17 protein-coding genes are annotated in these 21,155 nt (G+C 52.3%); 4 read left to right on the top strand and 13 right to left on the bottom strand.

Annotated elements, in window-relative coordinates; all coding sequences use genetic code 11:
- Positions 1-21: 21 nt before the first annotated feature.
- The 4 genes from ACR0L3_RS03625 to rfbF are packed head-to-tail and all read right to left on the bottom strand — an operon-like array spanning position 22 to position 4,323.
- On the bottom strand, positions 22-1,254 hold the full coding sequence (locus ACR0L3_RS03625; protein WP_480743718.1) for a class I SAM-dependent methyltransferase: 1,233 nt from the start codon (positions 1,252-1,254) through the stop codon (positions 22-24).
- Positions 1,251-2,519 carry a methyltransferase domain-containing protein gene (locus ACR0L3_RS03620; RefSeq protein ID WP_480743717.1) on the bottom strand — a complete coding sequence of 423 codons (1,269 nt, stop codon included), beginning with the start codon at positions 2,517-2,519 and terminating at the stop codon, positions 1,251-1,253. Before ACR0L3_RS03620 ends, ACR0L3_RS03625 begins: the two co-directional genes overlap by 4 nt.
- Positions 2,516-3,547 carry an NAD-dependent epimerase/dehydratase family protein gene (locus ACR0L3_RS03615; protein WP_480743715.1) on the bottom strand — a complete coding sequence of 344 codons (1,032 nt, stop codon included), beginning with the start codon at positions 3,545-3,547 and terminating at the stop codon, positions 2,516-2,518. Before ACR0L3_RS03615 ends, ACR0L3_RS03620 begins: the two co-directional genes overlap by 4 nt.
- Entirely contained in the window at positions 3,511-4,323 is an 813-nt protein-coding gene (gene rfbF, locus ACR0L3_RS03610; protein ID WP_480743713.1) for a glucose-1-phosphate cytidylyltransferase, read from the bottom strand. Before rfbF ends, ACR0L3_RS03615 begins: the two co-directional genes overlap by 37 nt.
- 494 nt (positions 4,324-4,817) lie before the next feature.
- Here rfbF and ACR0L3_RS03605 point away from each other — a divergent pair, with 494 nt between their 5' ends.
- On the top strand, positions 4,818-5,063 hold the full coding sequence (locus ACR0L3_RS03605) for a hypothetical protein (protein WP_480743712.1): 246 nt from the start codon (positions 4,818-4,820) through the stop codon (positions 5,061-5,063).
- 181 nt (positions 5,064-5,244) lie between these two features.
- Here the strand turns inward: ACR0L3_RS03605 and ACR0L3_RS03600 are convergent, their stop codons facing one another.
- From ACR0L3_RS03600 to ACR0L3_RS03585, 4 genes are all read right to left on the bottom strand, one after another.
- Positions 5,245-5,415 carry a hypothetical protein gene (locus ACR0L3_RS03600; RefSeq protein WP_480743710.1) on the bottom strand — a complete coding sequence of 57 codons (171 nt, stop codon included), beginning with the start codon at positions 5,413-5,415 and terminating at the stop codon, positions 5,245-5,247.
- Positions 5,416-5,506: 91 nt separating this feature from the next.
- On the bottom strand, positions 5,507-8,599 hold the full coding sequence (locus tag ACR0L3_RS03595) for an efflux RND transporter permease subunit (protein WP_480743708.1): 3,093 nt from the start codon (positions 8,597-8,599) through the stop codon (positions 5,507-5,509).
- Positions 8,599-9,696: an efflux RND transporter periplasmic adaptor subunit gene (locus tag ACR0L3_RS03590; RefSeq protein WP_480743707.1), complete on the bottom strand. Its 1,098-nt coding sequence runs from the start codon at positions 9,694-9,696 to the stop codon at positions 8,599-8,601. Before ACR0L3_RS03590 ends, ACR0L3_RS03595 begins: the two co-directional genes overlap by 1 nt.
- Before the next feature lie 387 nt (positions 9,697-10,083).
- Entirely contained in the window at positions 10,084-11,874 is a 1,791-nt protein-coding gene (locus tag ACR0L3_RS03585; protein WP_480743705.1) for an adenylate/guanylate cyclase domain-containing protein, read from the bottom strand.
- Positions 11,875-12,149: 275 nt separating this feature from the next.
- Between ACR0L3_RS03585 and parA the strand changes: the two genes are divergently transcribed.
- Positions 12,150-12,788 carry a ParA family partition ATPase gene (gene parA, locus ACR0L3_RS03580; RefSeq protein WP_480743703.1) on the top strand — a complete coding sequence of 213 codons (639 nt, stop codon included), beginning with the start codon at positions 12,150-12,152 and terminating at the stop codon, positions 12,786-12,788.
- Between the two features lie 59 nt (positions 12,789-12,847).
- Here parA and ACR0L3_RS03575 read toward each other — a convergent pair whose 3' ends face one another.
- Positions 12,848-13,615 (bottom strand): helix-turn-helix domain-containing protein, encoded by a 768-nt coding sequence (locus ACR0L3_RS03575; RefSeq protein WP_480743701.1) that lies wholly within the window; start codon positions 13,613-13,615, stop codon positions 12,848-12,850.
- A 119-nt stretch (positions 13,616-13,734) separates the two neighbouring features.
- Between ACR0L3_RS03575 and ACR0L3_RS03570 the strand changes: the two genes are divergently transcribed.
- Positions 13,735-15,336, top strand: a complete 1,602-nt coding sequence (locus tag ACR0L3_RS03570) for an ABC transporter substrate-binding protein (RefSeq protein ID WP_480743700.1) — start codon at positions 13,735-13,737, stop codon at positions 15,334-15,336.
- 82 nt (positions 15,337-15,418) lie between these two features.
- Positions 15,419-16,894 (top strand): M81 family metallopeptidase, encoded by a 1,476-nt coding sequence (locus ACR0L3_RS03565; protein WP_480743698.1) that lies wholly within the window; start codon positions 15,419-15,421, stop codon positions 16,892-16,894.
- A gap of 162 nt (positions 16,895-17,056) precedes the next feature.
- On the opposite strand, the gene ACR0L3_RS03560 is transcribed toward ACR0L3_RS03565, so the two are convergent.
- Genes ACR0L3_RS03560 through ACR0L3_RS03545 form a run of 4 tightly spaced genes read right to left on the bottom strand, consistent with a single transcriptional unit; the run spans position 17,057 to position 21,142 of the window.
- Positions 17,057-18,064 carry a LacI family DNA-binding transcriptional regulator gene (locus ACR0L3_RS03560; RefSeq protein ID WP_480743696.1) on the bottom strand — a complete coding sequence of 336 codons (1,008 nt, stop codon included), beginning with the start codon at positions 18,062-18,064 and terminating at the stop codon, positions 17,057-17,059.
- Between the two features lie 5 nt (positions 18,065-18,069).
- Complete coding sequence (locus ACR0L3_RS03555; protein WP_480743694.1) at positions 18,070-19,242, bottom strand: dihydrodipicolinate synthase family protein; 1,173 nt, start codon at positions 19,240-19,242, stop codon at positions 18,070-18,072.
- A 1-nt stretch (position 19,243) separates the two neighbouring features.
- On the bottom strand, positions 19,244-19,552 hold the full coding sequence (locus tag ACR0L3_RS03550; protein WP_480743692.1) for a Dabb family protein: 309 nt from the start codon (positions 19,550-19,552) through the stop codon (positions 19,244-19,246).
- Positions 19,553-19,555: 3 nt separating this feature from the next.
- Positions 19,556-21,142: a GMC family oxidoreductase gene (locus tag ACR0L3_RS03545; RefSeq protein ID WP_480743690.1), complete on the bottom strand. Its 1,587-nt coding sequence runs from the start codon at positions 21,140-21,142 to the stop codon at positions 19,556-19,558.
- Positions 21,143-21,155: the final 13 nt, after the last annotated feature.

Here is a 21,155-nt window from a genome sequence, read left to right as displayed (position 1 = left end):
CCCTCCTTTCACGATCAATCCTTAGCTTTGTAATTCTCTACTTCGAACAGCGATAGATACCTTATCTGCCTCGCCTAAAGCTAAAACCGGAGCTTTGATCCCCATGGACGAAAGATCGTTTTGAATCTCTTTGGTGTAAATTGCGTTCATCGCGATCACAATGTCAGGAGGTGAACGGAGCAAGTCCGCAGGTTCTGAAATGGGCAGCGGCAGGCTTGGCGGATACTTTGTCCAGCGATTTGGGTTAATGTCGACGATCCTAGAGACACACTCTGGGCCTCCCATAGCATGCCAAAAAGCGATGCATTTCGAACCTGAACCCCAGATTGCGATATCCCTGCCTTCAGCATGGGCCCTGTCTAACACACCACGCCAAACGGCTAACTCATCCGGGATACTACTCTCGAATGAAGCAACCATTTTTAAAACCCCAGATACGGGCTCTTCGATATCAAACGAATGATCGCGCTTCGGATCCGTGCTCGCTTCTGCCAAAAGGTACTGGTCGTCGAATTCCAGCCAAAGCCGTTCAACGCCAAACCCAGCTTTACGCAGCGCGCGTGCCAAAGCACCTGGGGTAAAATAAGAGCAGTGCTCGTAATAGATATCTTCAAACGCGCAATCCTCGAGCACCCGCGTCATACTCGGCACCTCGATAAACGTCACAGCCTCGCCGGATTTAACGGCGTGGCGATGCATTCGAGTTAGCATGTCATGCACATCATGCACATGCTCAAGCGTGTGGCGGTTGCTGATCAGTTTGGCGCTGATTTCAGTGTGGTCTTCTGAGTAGTACGCTTCAATTAATTCTAGCTTTCCTCGGGTCGGCGGTACGACGCGTCCTTCTACAACACTTGGATCAATGCCAATTCCGTGCTTCGCCCCCGCCTCGCACATCAGCGCAAGAAAATCCCCTTTCGAACACCCTATATCGATGACCGTTTCATCAACTAGATCGTGGCGTTCGACCAAGTCCTGTGCCAAGCGCCCTGCGAATGAGTTGAAAGTGGGCGAAAACGCTTGTTGGTCTTCATACTCGGGCGAGTATGCTGACCATCGCTTGTCAAATGATAGGTTTGTAATCGTTCCGCAGTCGAGACACGGGGCAAGTCGGACATTGCCACGCGCGAAATCATGCGCCTCATCCCGGTTATTCAAAAGCAAACAAGAGTGGACCGGTACATTATCAACCTTGTAAAAGACCGGTCCCAGCCGACCACCGCAGGTTTTGCAAGTATGCAAATCAGCCTTCATAGCGCGGCTCGCATATATTCACCACGCGTGACGACCAGCTCGGGAATGGGCACAATGAACTCACCGCCCCTTTCAGCAAAATCCGTGTTTTCAGCCATGATCTCGTTTGCAAAATTCCACGCTAAAATTACGACTGCCTCTGCGTTGGCACTCTGAATAGCATCAGGTGCCTTGATCGGAATCCGCGTCCCAGGCATCTCAAGCCCTTGTTTCCAAAGGCTTTTGTCGACGATGAAGGCTAAGTCGGACCGCGATACACCAAAATGGTGCAACAAAGTCGTTGCCTTTGCCGCCGCCCCATACCCAACCAATTTGATCCCACGGTCCCGATAGTTTTCGAGCATCAGGCTAAACGCCTGTCGCAAATCCTGCATTTGCTCCAAAAGTGGCGCAAAAAACTCTGGCTTAGTCACACGCCGTTCGTTTTCCACAGCAAGCAATGCGTTCAATCGGGGTGTCTTCGAAGTTTGACGGCTCACCGTAATTCGAACAGAACCGCCATGTACGGCAAGACGTTCGACGTCGTTCAGGTAAAGCCCATGACGTTCAAAAATCGGAGCGACGCTTGTCAAAGAAATGTAGAGTAAGTGCTGATGATAAATCGTATCAAATGCGCAGTTATCCACTAGATCCAGAAGATACGGGAACTCAATAACGGCGACGCCATTTTCAGAAAGAACCTCAGCGATACCAGCAACGAAATCGTTCGTGTCTGCGACATGAGCCAGTACATTGTTGGCCAAGAATAGGTCAGCGCGTTTTCCCGATGCAACCAGTTCACGAGCTTGCTCAAGCCCAAAAAAACCATGAACCGTTTCGACCCCATGCATTCTGGCCGTTTGAACCGGCCCATCCGAAGGATCGATACCTAGTACCGGAATACCCGCGTCTTTAAAGCGGCGAAGCATGTAGCCGTCGTTGGACGCCGCTTCTACAACAAGGTTCTCTGGACCGAGGCCGAGCTTTTGGATCAGGGTGTCAGCGCTGTTGTGAAAATGTGCTGTCAATGCTTTGGAAACCGAAGAATAATACGGATAATCTTTGTGAAAAAGATAGCGCGGTTCGACCGTCTCCCGGATCTGTACCAATCCGCAATCCGGGCAAAGTCCAAGAGACAGAGGCGCCTGCAAATCGTCGACCTCGTTCGCCGGATCAATTAGGCGGTCGGCGATTGGAGTCATGCCGAAGTCGTGCACCACATGGTAAGGTCCGCCACCGCAGGACCTGCACGTTTCAAGAACAGTATGAGGCGCAATCCCGTTCATGCTACATTCTGGTTTTGCCAGCGCAACGACCGGTCAATCAAACCTTGCGACAACAAAGCTTTGATATGCGCAACTCGCTGGTATCGCGGTCCTTCGAATTCCGACACCGGAACTGAATTCTCATCAAACGCATCGCAAAGTGAGGCGATACCCTCAGGTACAGTCCACTTCGGAGAAAAACCGATACGTTGGATTTTGGAACAGTCTACACGATAGGTGCGTATATCTGGTGAAGCTTCATCAGCGAAAGTGATTTTGGTGCCCGGAATAGCGTCTTTCACCATATGAGCCACCGATTTTATCTGTATCGAATCTTCGGTGCGCCCGACGTTGAAAGCCTGCCGATGCACTAGGACCCGAGGTGCTTTTGCGGCATCAACAAACGCGCTGGCCATGTCTTCGGCGTGTACAAGCGGTCGCCAGGAAGAGCCATCCGACTTTAGTCGCACTTGCCCCGTTGCTTTTGCCCAAGCGGTGAGGTTGTTCACAACAAGGTCAAAGCGAATGCGCGGGGAAAGCCCGTAGGCCGTCCCGCTGCGCAGGGCAACAGTGCAAAAATCATCACTTGCGAGCTTATCGAGTGCTTCTTCACCCTCAATTTTTGACACCGCGTATGGCGTCACAGGGCGCAAGGGGCTCTCTTCGGTTAAAACGTCATCACCGCCAATACCGTAGCTTGAGCAGCTCGACGAAAAGACAAAGCGCTGAACCCCTGCAGACTTGGCGGCCTGAGCCAACCGTTCTGTGGCAAGGTGATTGATATCGCGCGTCAACGCCGGATCCAGGTCTCCGAGTGGGTCATTTGACAACCCAGCAAGGTGCAGAACCACATCCTGACTCTCAAGATCATTGGCCGTGACGTCGCGAATGTCTTTATTGATTGTAGAGACAGAAACAGGATGCGAACCGTAACTCGACGACCGATAGAGGTCACAGTCCAAACCTGTGACTGCAAACCCCTGATCCAGCAACTGTTTCGTAAGAAGCGACCCTATGTAGCCACGATGGCCGGTGACCAAGACACGCATTTGTTGTCCCTCCAGGTTTCCCATGGTGCGTCGCCACTCTGCCAGATTTTCTCCAGCGTGCGCTTGTCCCTCAGCGTGTCCATGCACTGCCAGAACCCATCGTGCCGGTACGCCATCAGCTGACTGTCCCGCGCTAGGTTTTCCATTGGTGCTTTCTCGAAAGCTGTCTCATCCCCTTCGATGTAGTCGAAAACTTGAGGCTCTAGCACGAAGACGCCACCATTGATCCACCCTTCGGCAGTCTGTGGTTTTTCTTCAAATGCAGAAATCATGTCACCGTCTAGTGTCACATGGCCGAAACGCGCAGGCGGGCGCACAATCATCGCCGTTGCCAACTTTCCGTGACTGCGATGGAACGACAACATCTCAGACAGATTAACGTTCGACACACCATCGCCCCACGCAAGAAAGAACGTCTCTTTGCCGACACTGTGCCGAAGCCGTTTCACGCGGCCACCCGTATTTGTGTAGAGCCCGGTTTCAACCAAATCCATCAACCAATCGGGCCGGTCCCCATTAAGGCTATCTACTTTGCGTTCCGACGTCGAAATCCTGAGATCGCCCTCAAGACTTGCCATGTCTTTAGCCCAGCGCTTTATGTCCGAGCCTTTGTACCCAAGAGCAATGGAAAACGCGTCGTAACCGAACGCGTAGAAGTGCATCATTATGTGCCATAGAATTGGTCTGCCTCCGATTTCGACCATTGGCTTTGGTCGAACATCAGTCTCTTCAGACAGACGGGTGCCCCACCCCCCGGCAAGAATCGCTACTTTCACAACATACTCCTAACAAACCACACACACCGTCAGGTTTCACCTGAACGGACGTTATTCTGATTCCACTGAATCCGGAAATTGCCGTCGTCAATTGGCACTCCCAAAAGCTCAATTTTATAAACTTCAGGTTAATTGTTTCTCATTGGGATACAAATTTAAAATCCCAAAACACCGAAACAGGCATTAAAGCGCAAAGCTTTATGGCATGAATACAATATACTGGAGGACCAACTAGCTTCCGATAATGTCCCAAGCCTCTTTTTCAATCACGAACGCTTATGCGATCAGGTCCGCTCATCAATGATGCTTAGAGGTCACTCGTCCCGGTAGCCGGATGATTAAGGTGGCTTGTGAGCGAAAAACGAAATTTTGGGACCAAAGTAGATTGAAAGAATCCACCAAAGCCTTGCTTTTCTAGAAGAAACGAAATGTGACAAAATTGTGACTTTATGTTAAGCTAGCGCTCTAGTTTCGATGATAGGGAAATGAGTGATATGTCCAAAATTGAATCATCCGAAAATAACAAACTGGAAAGCGCAGATCGCAGGGAAGCCGTGGCATCTTTGTTGAAGTATTCAATAGCTGTCGGCGGCGCGTCAACAGTAGCCCTGTCCGCCCCCGAAGCGGTTGCCAAGTCTTCTGCAAGCGGATGCGCGCGCCAAAATCCTGGAAACGCGAAATGCGTCGGCAACGCGCCATACGACGGGGAGCGTGGCGAGGTACCTTCCGGCCGTGATTAAATAATTTTGAACCGTGAAATTAGTGGTTCACGAGTATTAAGTTGATCAACCTGTATAGCTCGATGCGAGCTATACAGGTTGACGGCATTTGTAGCTGAATTGGCTATTAGTTTTTCACGCAGAAGTTAGCTGCCGCTAGTCTTTTCGAAACGAATTAGAACTCCCCCAAATGCTCCCAATATCACTTTGGAGTTTCGCCAAAGTACCCTCCAAAGAATGCTATCATCGCTAATAGAACACCGATCAGAATTGCGATCACCAAAAGTGCTCCGCTGCCTTTTGCGAAATAGCCCAAAGAAAGAAGGCCAACTACAAAAATGCCAACCAGAAAAAACAGTATTGTATTGTCCAACTTACGCCCCTTCCCAAAAGTCGTTTCCAAGACAAAGCCGCTGTTATCGTTTATGCGACAAACCAGCCCCAAAATGTTTTGAAACCCTAAGTCAAACCGCGCTCGATGATTGCCGAATACCGTTCAGCGTGGCGTATAACACCGGAACCAATACCATCGTGAGCATCGTGCCGACCGTCAGACCACCCATGATAGTAACGGCTAACCCCACCCAAAACACATCCGGCAGCAAAGGAATGACCCCTAAAACAGTCGTTGCTGCTGCCAGTACGACCGGACGAAGCCTAGAAGCCCCGGCATTCAACACAGCGTCATAACCCGGCTGACCTTCGGCCAAATTGTCGTTGATCTGATCAATCAAAACGATTGCGTTTTTGATCATCATACCCGCTAGACTCATGCCACCTAGAAGCGCCACAAATCCAAATGGGGTATTGGTAAGCAGCAAGCTAGGAACAATTCCAATAAGTACGAACGGTACCGTTAGGAAAATTACCAGCGGTCTGCGATACGAATTGAAAAGTCCAACCACGATAAGGGCCATAATCGAAAATGCGGGGATCATTCCGGGGATCAGTGACGCTTGTGCAGAGACTGTGTCCTCGTATTCTCCGCCCCATTCCATGCTGTAACCCGGAGGCAAATCTGCTTTCAATGCCTCAAAATCTGAGAGAACGGCAGCGCGATAGCTTGGCAGTGTGACGCTGTCGATCGGATTGGCCTGAACGGTTAAAACACGTCGCCGGTCGCGACGGTTGATTGTTGGGTCTTCTGGTCGAATATTCACACCGCGAACGACCTGAGCCAACGGCACAGGTTCGACGGAAAACGGCGATTGAAGTTGCAACAGTTCGAAATTGTCCACTGCGGCCACATCTTCGGCACCTGGACGAACGATAATGGGAAGCAACTCGTCACCTTCCCGGTAAAGGCCAACCGAACGACCGTCAAAAGCACGTTTTGTCGTGTTTCCAAGGTCTTCATAGGTGATACCTGTCCAGCGTGCCCTGTCTTGATCATAATCAGGAACGGTTTTGAGAACGCGGTTGCGCCAATCGGTGCGCGCCACTTTGGTCCACTGATGCTGATCCAGTATCGCAACGGCCTTGTCGCCGATTTCGCGCAGCGTTTCTGGATCCGCGTTCGCGGGGCCTATGATACGATTTTCAAATGCCCATGTGTTACTGGGGCCAACGCCAAACTGGCGCGTAAAGGATGTCGCTTCTGGCATATTGGCCGACATCCAAAGCGAGATGGCTTTGGCCATTTCCGGAATGTCACGGTAATCCTCAACGTTGACTATGACTTGCGCGTAGGACGGGTTCGTGCCTTCTGGGTCGACCGGCAGATAAAAGCGCGGTGGACCAGCGCCAATGAAACTGGCGATGCCCGTTACACGATCATCCATTGCCACCTGTTCTTCAATCCGAGTGATGGCTTCAGAGACAGCTTCGATCCGAGTTCCCTCAGGCGCGTAATAGTCGATCATGTACTTGGTCATGGACGACGTTGGGAAAAACAGCTGCGTTACAGAGCCAAAAGCAACCGCCGCAATGACCAGAGCGGCCACGGCCACGCCAATAGTCAGGTAGCGGACCCGGATTGCAGCAGCCAAAAAGCGGCGATAGACGGCATAGAAGCCTGTATCGAAAGTCTCGCTGCTGTCCCCTTTTGGCTCTGGCAGCATAGCAACGCATTGCAACGGCGTAACGGTCATAGACAACAGCCAGCTGACCAGTAGTGCAATACCAACGACCGAGAAGAGGGTTCGACAATACTCCCCGGCGCTCTCAACCGACGCGAAAATGGGATAGAAGGCCATAACTGCGACGAAGGTGGCCCCAAGCAACGACATCGCAGGACGGGTGGCCGCCTCGATCGCAGCCTTTGCACGGTCCATTCCTTGCGACATACGAACCATTGCGCCATCTGCCACAACGATCGAATTGTCGACCATCATACCAAGCGCAATGATCAACGCACCCAAGGACATCCGTTGCAGGTCTATGCCTAGTGCTGCCAAGGGAATGAAGGTCGTGAGTATCGTTAGGATCAGCCCGCTACCGATGATGATCCCCATCCGCACGCCCATCGCCAAGGTCAAAACAACCAAGACAATTGCAACGGCTTGGCCAAGGCTTATCAGAAAACTGCTAACTGCAAGGTTCACGTCGTCGGACTGCCAATGAACCCGCTCAACCTCGACGCCAATTGGCAAACCCGCAATCAGTTCGGAAACTTTCGCGTCCACCGCCTGCCCCACGCTGACGACGTTAACACCAGACTGGAAAGATATCGCCAACCCGATCGAGGGAAGGCCATTGTAGCGCATCATGGTCGTAGGAGGATCGGCGTAACCTTCCTTGACCTCCACAATTTCACCCAAACGAAGCAACTCGGGCCCTCGTCCCTGACCGCTTTGGACCTGATCCAGACCGCTGGGCCGAACAACCAGATCCGCTATGTCAGCCGGGCTGGTAAAGGTACCGCTTGGCGCAATCCGCATGCGATAGTCGCCAATATTGACCATTCCCGCATCCACAATCGCATTCTGCGTTTGCAGGGTATTGAGGATAGTCTGAGCCGAGACGCCCAGCGCGGCCAAGGCTTCTTCCCTTGTTTCCAAGTAAATGACCCTGTCACGCTCTCCCCACAGATCGACGCGGCCTACGCCGTCGATCAGTGAAAGCTCTCGCTTGAAATCTTCGGCGAACCCATCAAGCTCCTGAGCTGAGAACCCGTCAGAAGTCATTGCCAATAACAGGCCAAAAACATCGCCAAAATCATCGTTGATGGCTGGGCGCCCTGCCCCCGGAGGTAGCTGGGTTTCCACATCTCTGACCTTACGGCGCAGTGTATCCCAGATTTGGGGCAGTTCCTCAGACCAATAATTCGGGCGGATCTCGACCTTGATGGTCGACAAACCTGCTCTGCTTTCACTTGAGATGTAATCAATCTCTTTTATTTCCTGAAGCTTAAGTTCAATCCGCTCTGTTACCTCCTGCTCAACTTCTTCGGGGCTGGCCCCTGGGTAGGGGGTAGTTACAACCGCGGTCTTGATAGTGAATTCAGGGTCTTCCAACTGCCCAAGGCTAAAGAACGCTGAAACACCGCCCAACGTGAGCATAACAACCGTAAACCAAATGAACTTGGCGTTGCGGATTGAGAATGCGGCGAGACCCATTACCCTTCATCCTCAGAAAGCAACGAAACCTTCTGGCCTTCTCGCAATGAATTTGCCCCTGCTGTGACCACGACGTCGCCGAAGTCCAAACCTTCGCTGATAGCAACGCCTTGCGAACGGGGTGTACCAAGCGCAACCTTCCGTGCGGTTACAGTTTCCGAGCCGGTATCGAACACCCAGACATGCGGGTCGGTTTGTCCTTCTGGGACGAAAACCGCACTGGCTGGGACCATAATCGCGTCAAATGGCTCGTGGCCTTCCTTTGGTTGGCCACGGACACGCCCTGCCATTCCAGGCAGAACCAGTGAATCGGCCGGTTGGTCCATAATCAACGTCACAGGGAAGGTTCGCGTCGTAGCCGAAGCCTCTGATCCGATCTCGCTGATTTCTGCTGGCAGAACCACATCACCCAGCGCGTCAAAGGTGACGGTAATATCCTCGATATGTGGGATAAGGGCGATGTACCGCTCGGGAATGTCAATGACGACCTCGATGTGCTCAGCATCCAGAATTCGAAGAACTGGTGTTTGCGCTGCGACTTCTTCAAAATCCTCAATGTACTTTGCCACGACACGGCCATCAAAGGGCGCTGCCAAACTTGTATAGGTCAAGTCCAGCGTGGCCCTGTCCAACGCGCCCTGTACGGAATTGATTGCCGCTTGTGCCGATGTTTCCCCTGCGACAAACCGATCAAGCGTTGCCTGAGCCGCAACATCTTTTTCCACCAGTGAACGCTGCCGATCCGTTTGTAACTTGGCATTGTCAAACGTCGCCTGGGCGCTTTCAAGTTCTGCCGTCAGCCTGTCTACTTCGGCCTGGTAAGGTGCAGGATCCAGAGCAGCAACAACATCGCCTTTTGCGACAAGGTCACCAACTTGCACGTCTACGCCCACAACATTGCCTGGCACGCGAAAAGCCAATGACACTTCGCGAGCTGCTCTGGCTGTTCCGACAAAATACCGATCATGCAAACTGGATAGGTCAGAAATCTCGGTTGCTCTGACTGGTCGAACAACTGTTTCAGATGTTTCTTCTTCTTTTTCCCAACATCCAACGAGTGCCACGAAGACAAAAAGACAAACAGAAAGTCTCTTCATTCCCCCCTCCCCTGATGGCCATTTCATCTTAGTTGTGTTCTTGAAGGTGGCCCAACCTGCAAATTTCACTGAAATTCTGTTTGAATTGTACGCGCTTATTGAACAAAGTCAAAATTTGGAATTTGTTTCGAAAATATCAAAAAGAAACTTGGTAGCGCCTTATCACAGCATCACTGTGCCCAATCAAAAACAGGCGATTTCTATAATCTATTCTGCGTCGAAGCTGTTTGCGCCGGTTCAGCAAATCAGTCTTACTGGAAAACATGCTTTTATTAGGATTGGGCGCAACCCGACGCAGGTTTAGACAAACCTAAACTCATTTTGTTCTAAACTCGTTTATCGCTTCGCGGCTAAGCTTTAGGCTTCACGAAAATTCAAGCCATTCAACTAGTCGGCTTTCAGAGCATAAATTTCGACCAGTTCCTCTCTGCCACGAAGCTTATGCGCGCCGATGCGCTCAAATTCCATTGGCTCGACCAAGGCGCTTCGAACCGAGCTCGACACAAGAATATTTGCTTCGGCCTGAGTGTTCCCTAGAACTCTTCCAGCTTCTTCCAGACGCTGCGCAACATTCACCGCATCTCCAACCACGGTATAGCTGAGCCTGCCTTCGCTTCCGATGTTGCCGACGACAACACGACCGATGTGAATCCCGATGCGCAGTCTTACTGAGTAGGGTAAGCCCGCTTTCTCTCGTTCATGTTGATTATATTCTTTGAACCAGCGAGCGATCTCAATTGCTGCATGGCACGCTAGGTCCGCCGCGTCATCTTGATGTTCCAAAGCGCCCCAAACAGCCATCACCGAGTCGCCGATGAACTTGTCAATTGTGCCTCGGTTTTTCTGGATGCAGTCGGCTAAACCAGCAAAGTGATCATTCAGGAACAACGCTGTTTGATGAGCCGTCAGATGTTCAGACTGCGTTGTGAATTCAACGATATCAGTGAACATTATAGCTACATCTCGGTGAGATGAGTTAATCTGTTTCCCGGCGTGGTGGCGCATGAGCTGGCGCACCAATCGCTTGGGCACGTACAACTCAAACCAACGCAAACCTTCGAGCATAAAATTATATGAACGTGCAGCCTCATCCAGTTCGCGGAAGAACGATCCTTCGATTTCCGCGATGTTCGAAATATCAAGATCATGAACACGCTTCGCACTGTCGGATAGTCGCCGCACAGGTCTGGCGATTTTCTGACCGATTAAAGCCGCCGTTCCTGCCGAAATGACAGCCATGATCAGGCAAAACACTATCGCCCATCTCAGTCGAGCTGCTTCTGCAATAATGTCGTGGGCTTCAAAATAGGTAGCTACCATTAGCGGCTGAACGCCATAGTTCGAAAGTTCTTCAAAAAATACGACGTATTCCCAATCCGCGTAGGCGACGAAGCGGGTGTTCTCGCCGGTCAGAAAGTATTTTGCGACGCTAAAGCGATCATTCGGCTGCCACATCGCGGAAACTATAGGATCGGAAAACCGGTCTTGCTGAGGAAGTGGCGATGCTCGGTTCAATCCGGCATAACCAAACGCCATAAGTGGGTGGGCTAAAACGGCATTCCGCCCGTAAAGCATAAAAACGTTTGCGCCGAACTCCATCTCTTGATCAGCTAAAAACTCAGACAATTTCACAATCGAGACCCATGCTGACAGAACGCCGATAATCCTTCCGTGCTGAATGATCGGCCGTTGGTAACTCAGTACGGATTGGCCGTATTCTTCGCGCCAGAGAATTTTGCCCCAATGGGGTTTTCCCGTATCAATCGCCTCGTCGATAAGTTGGCGCAGATCGACATCGTCTCCGAGTTTTAAAAAAATCGGGAGCGTCTCGTCATGGGCACGTTCGACACCAGTCAGAATCTGTTGTCTGTCAATAAACTGTATTCGAAGGATTTGGGGGGTCGCCGAAACTGCGCCGATCAATAAGCTTACAAACTCTTCTGAGCCGTCTGGCTCGACGTCTCCCGCAGCGATCCTGCTCGCGATAAAATCGATTTGATCAGAAGCTGCAGTCAGATACCGCTCTACCTGTTGGCGTTGAGTTCCAATAATCAGTTGCGCCTTCTGCGTCAGCAACTCGGACGTATTTCGGTAGCCGACGATTAACCCCACCCCCAGCACACCTGCGACCGACGTCAGAACAAAAAAACCCAAACCAAGCGCCAAGGCGACTGACATGGAGGCATGCCATTCGCCGCCATTCCCTTGGTCATTTTTTGGCTTTCGCCCCCCCATAACCTGCCCCGTGAACGAGACCATAAATTTGTGTAATTCAGCCAATTATATACAATTTTTTGAATTTTTTAAAGTTCTCCGTGCCAGAGCGCCTTGTAGGAACACCAGCTTTAGGGTGCGCTGGAGCGTTCGCTTACCTTTGCCCCAAAAAAGAAGATCGCATTTTGCCCATTCTCGTCGTATGCTGCACTGCAGAAGATTTCTTGGAGTCTCTGGATATGAGTGGTCGAATTATCTGTGTAGCGCAGCAAAAAGGAGGGTCGGGTAAGACGACTCTTGTGACCAACTTAGCGACCGCGTTTCTGGCAGAAGGGAAAAGCGTCGCCTTGCTAGACACCGATCCCCAAGGCAGCCTTGGAAAATGGCTGGATATTCGCGAAGAGACTCTCGGTGAAAACACGAGCCTCCAGTTCTCGACAGCAACCGCCTACGGGGTTTCGCGTGCAATCCGTGGTGTTAGCAGTGAGGCCGATGTCATTTTGATTGATACACCACCGAAAGCCGACAGCGATGTTCGTTGGGTTTTGCGCGAGTCGGATTTGGTTCTGGTACCTGTCTCTGCCAGTCAAGCAGATGTCTGGGCGACCGATGATATTTTGGATTTGGCGGGCCGAGCTGGGAAGCCAACACATATTGTCATGAACCGCACACGTTCGGGTACCCGCGTCGGCGAACACGTGGCACAGTCAGTGTCTGAACTGGAGGCGACGCAACTTCAATCGTCACTGGCAAACCGAGTAGTTTATGCAGAAGCGCTGGGTCGTGGCCTGGGTGTGATGGAAGCAAAGAGGAACAATGTAGCCTCGGATGAAGTCCACGCACTGGCACGCGAAGTGTCTGCTATCTTAGGGTTGTAACCCCAAGAATTTGCCTCAAATGCGCCCATTCCCAGCAAATAATGGCTATGCGACCGCGCCTATTCGGGTGTTTCAATGAGATGCTGCTGGATCTTGAGTTCGATTCTGGTGCTTCGCAAATCGACGATCCCGCATTTCGAAAATAGTTCACGAACAGAACGGTAATTTTCAACTTTCTTCCATACAACTGGTGAGGAAGCCGGTGACCGTCCGGGCAGTGAGGCAAGGTAAGCCATGCTTCCAAACAAAAGTCTGGACTTGTCTCGGTGGGGTTTATTCAAAATATAAAGGCAAAGCGGCGCGTCCGGCCCGCGTTCTGAATCAACAACAAAAACCTGCCCTGCGCGAAAGGCAGCTTTGCCATCGCATCTTGTCCAGCGGCGGGTCGTTGATTTCCCGTCACGTAAAGCTTCGACGACCCGGCTGTAAACCATGCCGTTCCGCTCATCCAGAAATGCAACGTTAACAATTGCTTTGGTCGGATCATTCGGCGCGCGGAAATAAACTTGGTAAGACCCCAAGAAGGGCCGCAGTCGTTGCAGATCACCCGGAAATACGTCGATTAGCGGATCTCGGCGTCGGTCCGCTTCGGTTTTGGCCAGCTGCGTGGTGTGACGACGCAACTCTGCTGTATCACCTAGCAAAATTTGTTCGTCTACGCCGAAAAACTGCCCAATGCGGCGCAGATTGTTGGGTGACGGCATACTACGACCGTTGAGATATTTAGCGAATTGTTGGTGATTGATCCCAATGTCTCTGCAGATTGCAGCGACAGAAGGGTAGTCGGCACAGAGATGCCTAAGATTACTAGCCAGATCACTCGTCATTGGTCGATCAACCCATCAAGCTTAAACTCGCTAAAGAAAGCATAATCTTGCGTTATTGTTAAGCTCAATCTGGCGCGCAAATCTGCAATCAACACATCTTTGCCAATGGAGATCAAGCAATGGATAAATTTCAGTATGTGCGGCAACTGGAACGGCGCCTTCAGTTTGATCAGGTGGATCGACGCCAATTTATGCGCGGAGTGCTGGCAACCGGGATGACCGTCAGTGCGGCCACACTGTTGGCAGACCGAGCCATAGCTGCTGCGCCGAAAAAAGGCGGCAGCATGGTGGCCGGCATTGGCCACGGAGGCTCGACTGAACAGCTTGATCCGGGTCAGATCTCAGCGGGCTTTCTGATCCCTTTAAGCCTTGGGATGAACGGTTTCCTGACTGCAATCGATGCGGACAGCAATGTGCAGCCTTCGTTGGCACAGTCCTGGGAAGCGTCGCCAGATGCGTCGGTATGGACATTCGAGATGCGCGACGGGGTCGAGTTTCACAATGGCCGCAGCGTGACGGTCGAAGATGTGATCGCGTCAATCAATTACCACCGAGGCGAAAACTCAACTTCGACTGGGGCGCCGTTATTGGCTGGCGTCAAAACGCTGCGCGCAGACGGCCCTCGAACCATCGTGTTTGAACTTAAGGGCGGCAACGCGGATTTCCCGGCCATCCTAAGTGACTATCGTTTCGCAATCCTACCCTCCGAAGGCGACACCATCGACTGGCAATCCGGTGTTGGCTGCGGGGCCTACCAGCTGAAAGATTTTCAGCCGGGTATTTCGGCGGATCTAGTGCGTCATGCGAACCATTGGAACCCGGATGTAGCGCACGTGGACGAGTGGAAGCTGCTCGTTCTATTGGACACAACTGCCCGAATGGCTGCCCTTTCGGCAGGCACTATCGACATTGCAGACAAGGTCGACCCCAAGACAGCCAAGTTTATCTCTCGCGACCCTAATGTCACGCTGCACTCCGTCGCTGGCACTCAGCACTATTCCTTCCCGATGCTGACCAATGCAGCGCCATTTGACGACAATAACATCCGTCAGGCGATCAAATGTGGCATTGATCGGCAGGAGCTGGTAGATAAAATCCTGCTGGGTTACGGCGAGGTTGGAAACGACCATCCAATCGGGTCGGGGCAGAAATATTTCAATTCTGAGTTGGAACAAAAGTCCTTTGACCCTGACAAGGCAAAGTACTTCCTTAAACAGGCTGGTTTGGACTCTTTGGATGTCGAACTCTCGTCGTCTGACGCAGCATTCCCCGGCGCTGTAGACGCTGCAACTCTGATTTCGAACTCTGCAGCGAAATGCGGGATCAACGTTTCAGTCAAACGTGAACCTAACGATGGTTATTGGTCCGAGGTCTGGACGAAAAAACCATGGTGCGCCAGTTATTGGGCCGGACGCCCGGTAGAAGATTTGATGTTTTCCCTGGCGTTCCAGTCCGGCGTGGCTTGGAATGAATCTCTTTGGTCGCACGAAAAATTCGACAAGATTTTAGTCGAAGCACGGGCCGAGTTGGACACAGGTAAGCGCCGCCAGATGTACGCTGAGATGCAGGACATCGTAGCAAATCAGGGCGGCGTGGCGATCCCCATGTTTGCCTCCTATGTCTTTGCCACACGCCCAAGTGTCGGCACACCCGAAACATTCGGTTCCAACCTGGATCTTGATGGAAGTAGTTTTATGGAACGTTGGTGGAAAGCAGAATAAAGCTGCTGCAATATGACAACATCTTTAATGGAATGGGGATGGTCCTTGAGGCCATCCTCAACGTGTCGCGGACTGGAAAACCATGAAACTATTCATTGCAACATTAGCGACTGAGACGAACACTTTTTGCACAATGCCGACCGCGATGTCGGGTTTCGAAGATTATTTTTTGCGCCATGGAACCGCTACGCAGGAACCTCCAAATCTGATGACCGAGGCGCTGCACCTGTGGCGCGAAAAGGCCGAAACTTTGGGATGGCAGGTCATCGAAAGCCTGGCCGCCGTTGCCGAACCCGCAGGATTGACCACTCGCAGCTGCTATGACGCGCTGAGCGGTGAGATTTTGTCCGATCTGGCAGAGTGCGGCGGCGCGGATATCATCTTGTTGCAACTTCACGGCGCGATGGTCGCGGAGCATATTGAAGATTGTGAGGGCGACATTTTGGGTCGCGTTCGCGAACTGTGCCCGACGGCGACGATTGGGTTGTCTTTGGACCTCCATTCCCACCTGACCGATAAGATGCTGACGGCTAGCGACTTGATCGTGCATTTCAGGGAATACCCTCATGATGACGCCACTGCCTGCGCGATCGAATTGTTCGATCTGGCCAGACGTACGCATAAGGGTGAGATCACGCCCCAGATGGCTTATTTTGACACGCAAATGGTGAACCTTTATCTCACCAAAGCGGGAGCCATGAAGGACTTTGTGGCCGAGATGGCCGAGGCCCAAACCCAGTCAGGCATCCTTTCGGTCTCGCTCAGCCATTGCTTTCCGTGGGCCGACGTTGAAGACGTCGGCGCGCGGATGCTGGTTATTTCGGACAACCAACCGCAATTGGCCGAGCAGCTGGCCGAAACTTTAGGGCGTCGTTTCTTCGACCTGCGTGATACGGTGACCACCCGCTACGTTCCAATGCAAGAAGCACTTGATCAGGTCGGAACGAAATCTGGTCTCTATGTTTTGGCTGATATGGGCGACAACTCCGGCGGAGGGGCCCCTGGCGACGCTACTCACCTCTTGGCCGCAATGCTATCGCGCGGAATGACAAATTTCGCCAGCGGCATGTTCTGGGATCCGGGCGTAATACGTATCTGTCAGGATGCGGGAAGCGGCAGTACGGTTACTGTTCGGCTTGGCGGAAAAACCGGAGTGGTCTCAGGAGACCCAATCGACTTACAGGCCAAAGTTATGAATATTGAAACAGGGCTGGGCCAGCATCTGGGGGCTGGACTGGAGCCTATGGGAACAGTTGTTTGGCTGCGCTTAGATGAAGATATAGACTTACTTGTCAACGACTTGCGCGTTCAAGTTTATCACCCTGAAGCTTTCGAAAAAATGGGCATTAAACTCGCGGAAAAATCGACGGTCGCGGTGAAATCTCTGTTTCACTTTTATGGTGCGTTCAGCCAGATTTCGGAACACATCGTTCAGGTGGCAACCCCTGGGGGAACTCAGCCCGAGTTTCGCAACCTTCCACTAACTAAGCGAAAGCGTCCTTTTTGGCCGGCTGTCGATCAGCCTTTCGCGGACTCATGTATGGTAGATGCCGGGTAGTGGTTTGCTAATACACGCGGCTGCCGCAGTTTCACGCCTCGTTCCAAGCATTCGCCACCCATTCCCGGATTATGCATAGGCTTTGCGAAAAACTGGGGCACAGATTTAGCAGTCAAACACGCAAACAGTTTAATTTGTGCAGCAGGGTATTGAACGAAAATATTAAATTTTGTTTTTGGTAGTTTGTCTTAACACCAGTTGCGTGGAAGTTCGCGTGCACCGCGCGGGCTTCTCTCCCTCCTCCAACCACTGCAAAACAGTGTCAGCAACTTTTTCTCCAAAATCTGCAACTCCGCAATGCACTGTAGATAAAGCAGGCCAGCATTCGGAAGCTTCTTTTATGTCGTCGATTCCAATAATTTGAAAGTCTTGGCCAATCTGTGTTCTGGATTCGTGGCAGGCATTGATCATCCCGAAAGCGACAAGATCATTGAAGCAAACCGCAGCATCGCAGTCCGGATGCTCGACAAACAGTTCGGAAGTTGCCGCATAACCAAATGACCGACTGGATTTCCCTGTTTTCACAATCGGCTGCAGCCCGTTCCTTTTCATTGCATCAAGGTAACCGGAAAGCCTTTCCTGCGTGACCTCAGCACCTTCCAATCCTCCGACAAATGCAATCCGGCGCGCACCGGTTTCGACCAGGTGTTGCGTAGCAGCGCGCCCACCCTCTGCATAGTCAGGTGCGATGAAAGGAAACTTGCCAGTCTCGCCATCCACTTGGCGCAAGACCTGCATCAGCGGTATCCCGGCCCGCTCGACAGCCGAAAGCGTCTTTGAAACATCTCCATAAGCAGGAGACAGGATTAAAGCCGACACGCCGTGCTCTAACATCGCTTCGACGACTTGGTCCTGAATTTCGGGATCTTCGTTAGTATTCGCAACCACCACGGCGTAGCCGCGCGACCCCAATGCCATTTGGAACGAACTCGCAAACTCGGTAAAAAATGGGTTCGTCAGATCGTTGATAACCAACCCTATCAAAGAGGTTCCAGTAGATCGTAGATTTGCCGCCGATCGGTTGTACACATATCCGATCTCTTTCATTGCAGCATGAACAAGCGTTCGGGTCTCCGGTTTCACCTGTGGACTACCTTGCAGCACAAGGCTGACCGTCGATTTCGATACACCCGCCTTACTGGCAACATCTATGATCGTGGGTCGGCGCATCTAGGCTATTGTTCAATTCCGTGCAGACTTAAGAGAGTGCTCATTCGTGCTTTAGCCAGTTCCGGGTCTGAGAGCAAACCTGCTTGATCCGCCAATCTAAAGACTTGAGCGTAATGACAAATATCACGGCTGGATTGAAAACCCCCAGGCATAATGAAATGCGACTGAGAACCGTTCAGCCACGCCAAATAAGCGATCCCTGCTTTATAAAACCGAGTCGGAGCGCAAAAGATTTCGCGGCTCAGAGGCACCGTGGGGGCAAAAAGCGCGTGATAGCGATCCATATCGTTCAATGCGAGCGCTTCAAGCGCTTGACTAGCCGCAGGCGCGATGGCGGCAAAAATACCCAGCAGAGCATGAGAAAAGCGATCCCCGTCCCCGGCAATCAGATCGGCATAGTTGAAGTCGTCACCTGTGTAGAGACGAACGCCGTCAGGTAGCCGAGCACGAAATGCCTCTTCATGCGCCTGATCCAACAAAGATATCTTGATCCCGTCCACTTTGCCCGGGTTTTCGTTAATCAGGGACAGTACAATGTCGCTCGCCACTTCGACATCCTTGCTGCCCCAATATCCGGTCAGTGCCGGATCGAACATGTCACCCAGCCAATGTAAGATCACGGGTTCCGCCGCACCGTCGATCAACGTACGATAAACGTCGTGGTAGGTGTCTGGCCCCGCGTTGATCGCAGGGAATGCGCGCGATGCCATAAGGATCAGTTGCCCTCCGGCAGCTTCGATTGCCTCGGCCTGATGCTCGTAGGCTGACAGGATTTCACCCGCCGTATTCAACGCGCTTAGCGGTAGATGGTCGGTCCCCGCCCCACAGGCCACCCGAGGTGACAATGGGTGCGCCTTTGCAGCCTGCATCGTTCGCTGGATTAACTCTAGTGCGGTTTCCCAGTCGACGCCCATGCCACGTTGCGCGGTGTCCATTGCTTCGGCAAGGCCTAGTCCTTGATCCCACAGCCCTTGGCGAAATCGCAAGGTCGCGTCCCAATCAACAGCCGGACGCCCATCCCATGGATTTCGTTCCGCTAGTGGGTCCGAGACTACATGCGCCGCCGCAAAAGCGGTTCGCGTCAGCGGCACCTTTGGCGCGCGCGGCACCAATGGCGTACCGCTCAATGCGTAGGTTTCAAGCTGACCTTCGGGATTTGGCAAAACCAGTTTCATCATTTCAAACCTCCAAATCCAGAACCAGAATTCCATCGACACCGCCAACGGCGTTTTCGACCAGTTGAGCGCCCAGTGCCTTATGCGTTTCGTTGTTTTGGTAGGTTTCCAACACTGCCCAATCGACGAAATCGATCACGAACCCATGCATATATCCACGTTCGATCTGCTCAGGGCTTTCACTGCGGCCTCCGGTGAACCCGCTGGCCCCCGGAATGGCCTCCGACACGTCGGCAAGGCCTTTATAGATGGCCGTGATAGTTTCTTCGGTCACATCGGGACGGAATTTGGTCAGTACTATATGGCGGATCATTTTTCAGATACCTTGATCTTGTTTGATCATGTCAGCAGCTTTCTCGCCGATCATGATGGTGGGAGCATTAGTGTTCGAGGAGTTGACAGTCGGCATGATCGAGGCGTCTGCGACGCGCAGCCCCTCGACCCCGTTGAAACGCAAGCGTGGATCCAGCACTGCCTCGGCATCGCTGCCCATCCGGCATGTCCCGGCGCAATGGTGTGAAGTTTTGGAGTGCACGCAGATAAAGTCGAAATACTCCTGCTCGGTCCGCACATCCGGGCCCGGCAGCCGTTCGGCAAGAATGAAGGGTTTCAATGCATCCTGCGCGAGGATGTTCTGCACCAGTTTCAAGCCGCGAATAGACATCTCTCGGTCATACGGATCTGCCAGATAGTTGGGATCGATCAGCGGCATTACCGTGGGATCGGAACTTTGCAAACGTACGGTGCCGCGCGACCGTGGTCGCAAGAAACAGGCATTTAGGGTGACGCCTCCGTTCGGCATCACTTCGACGCCGGATTCTATGCCCGTACCTAGCCCAAGATGCATCTGAATGTCTGGTGAGCGCGCGTCCGGGTCCGCGTACCAAAAACCACCTGTTTCAAAAAGGCTAGACGCCACTGGCCCCTTACGGGTGAATAGGTATTGAAGGCCCGCGAATGCGGACAGGTGCAGCTTGGCAAAGCGGTCATAGGTGTGCGGACCGGTCACCTCGCAAATGGAATACAGGTCCAAATGATCTTGTAAATTTGCGCCCACCTGAGGCTGGTCACAAACGGCGTCGATGCCAAGGCTGTTTAAATGATCCGCCGGACCAATGCCCGACAACTGCAACAGGCGCGGAGACCCAATAGCCCCCGAAGACAAGATGACTTCATTTGATGCAACGATTTTGTCACCGTTCATCATTTCGACACCCGTCGCCCTGCCCTTATCCACCATGATACGGCGAACCTGAGCGCCGGTGCGCACCGTCAAGTTTGCGCGATGGCGATTGGGTGAGATGAAAGCCATTGCCGCGGATGAACGCCGCGCGTTGCGCTGCGTTAGTTGATAATATCCTGCACCGTCCTGTTTGGCGCCATTCACATCGCGCGTTTCTGGGATGCCAAGCTGTCCAGCCGCCTTGATGTACGCGTCGCAAATCGGCAGCGGCGCGGCTGGCATGGATACTCCCAATGGTCCACCCCTGCTGTGGAACTCATCGTCATAGGTGTCGTTGTCCTCGGATTTTTTGAAATAGGGCAGCACATCAGCATAGCTCCACCCCTCACAACCCATCTGCCGCCAATCATCGTAATCCTGTGCCGCGCCTCGCGTGTAAATCTGTGCATTGATGGCAGAACCGCCGCCGATCACCTTGGCTTGGGTGTAGTTGAAAACTTTGTTCTGCATGTGCTTTTGCGGAATTGTCGACCAGCCCCAGCTGGCGATGCCCTTGGTCATCTTTGCGAAACCGGCTGGCAAATGAAAAAATGGATGACGGTCGGATGAACCAGCCTCTAGCAACAGAACCTTGGCTGACGGCTCCTCGGACAAACGTGCAGCAATAACTGAACCTGCTGAACCCCCGCCAATTACAATGAAATCATATCCTTCAGACATTCTGATGTGCCCT

The sequence above is a fragment of the Ruegeria sp. CK1 genome, assembly GCF_056536545.1.
The sequence above is the reverse complement of the archived record's forward strand: the minus strand, read 5'-3'. Positions and strand labels throughout refer to the sequence as shown.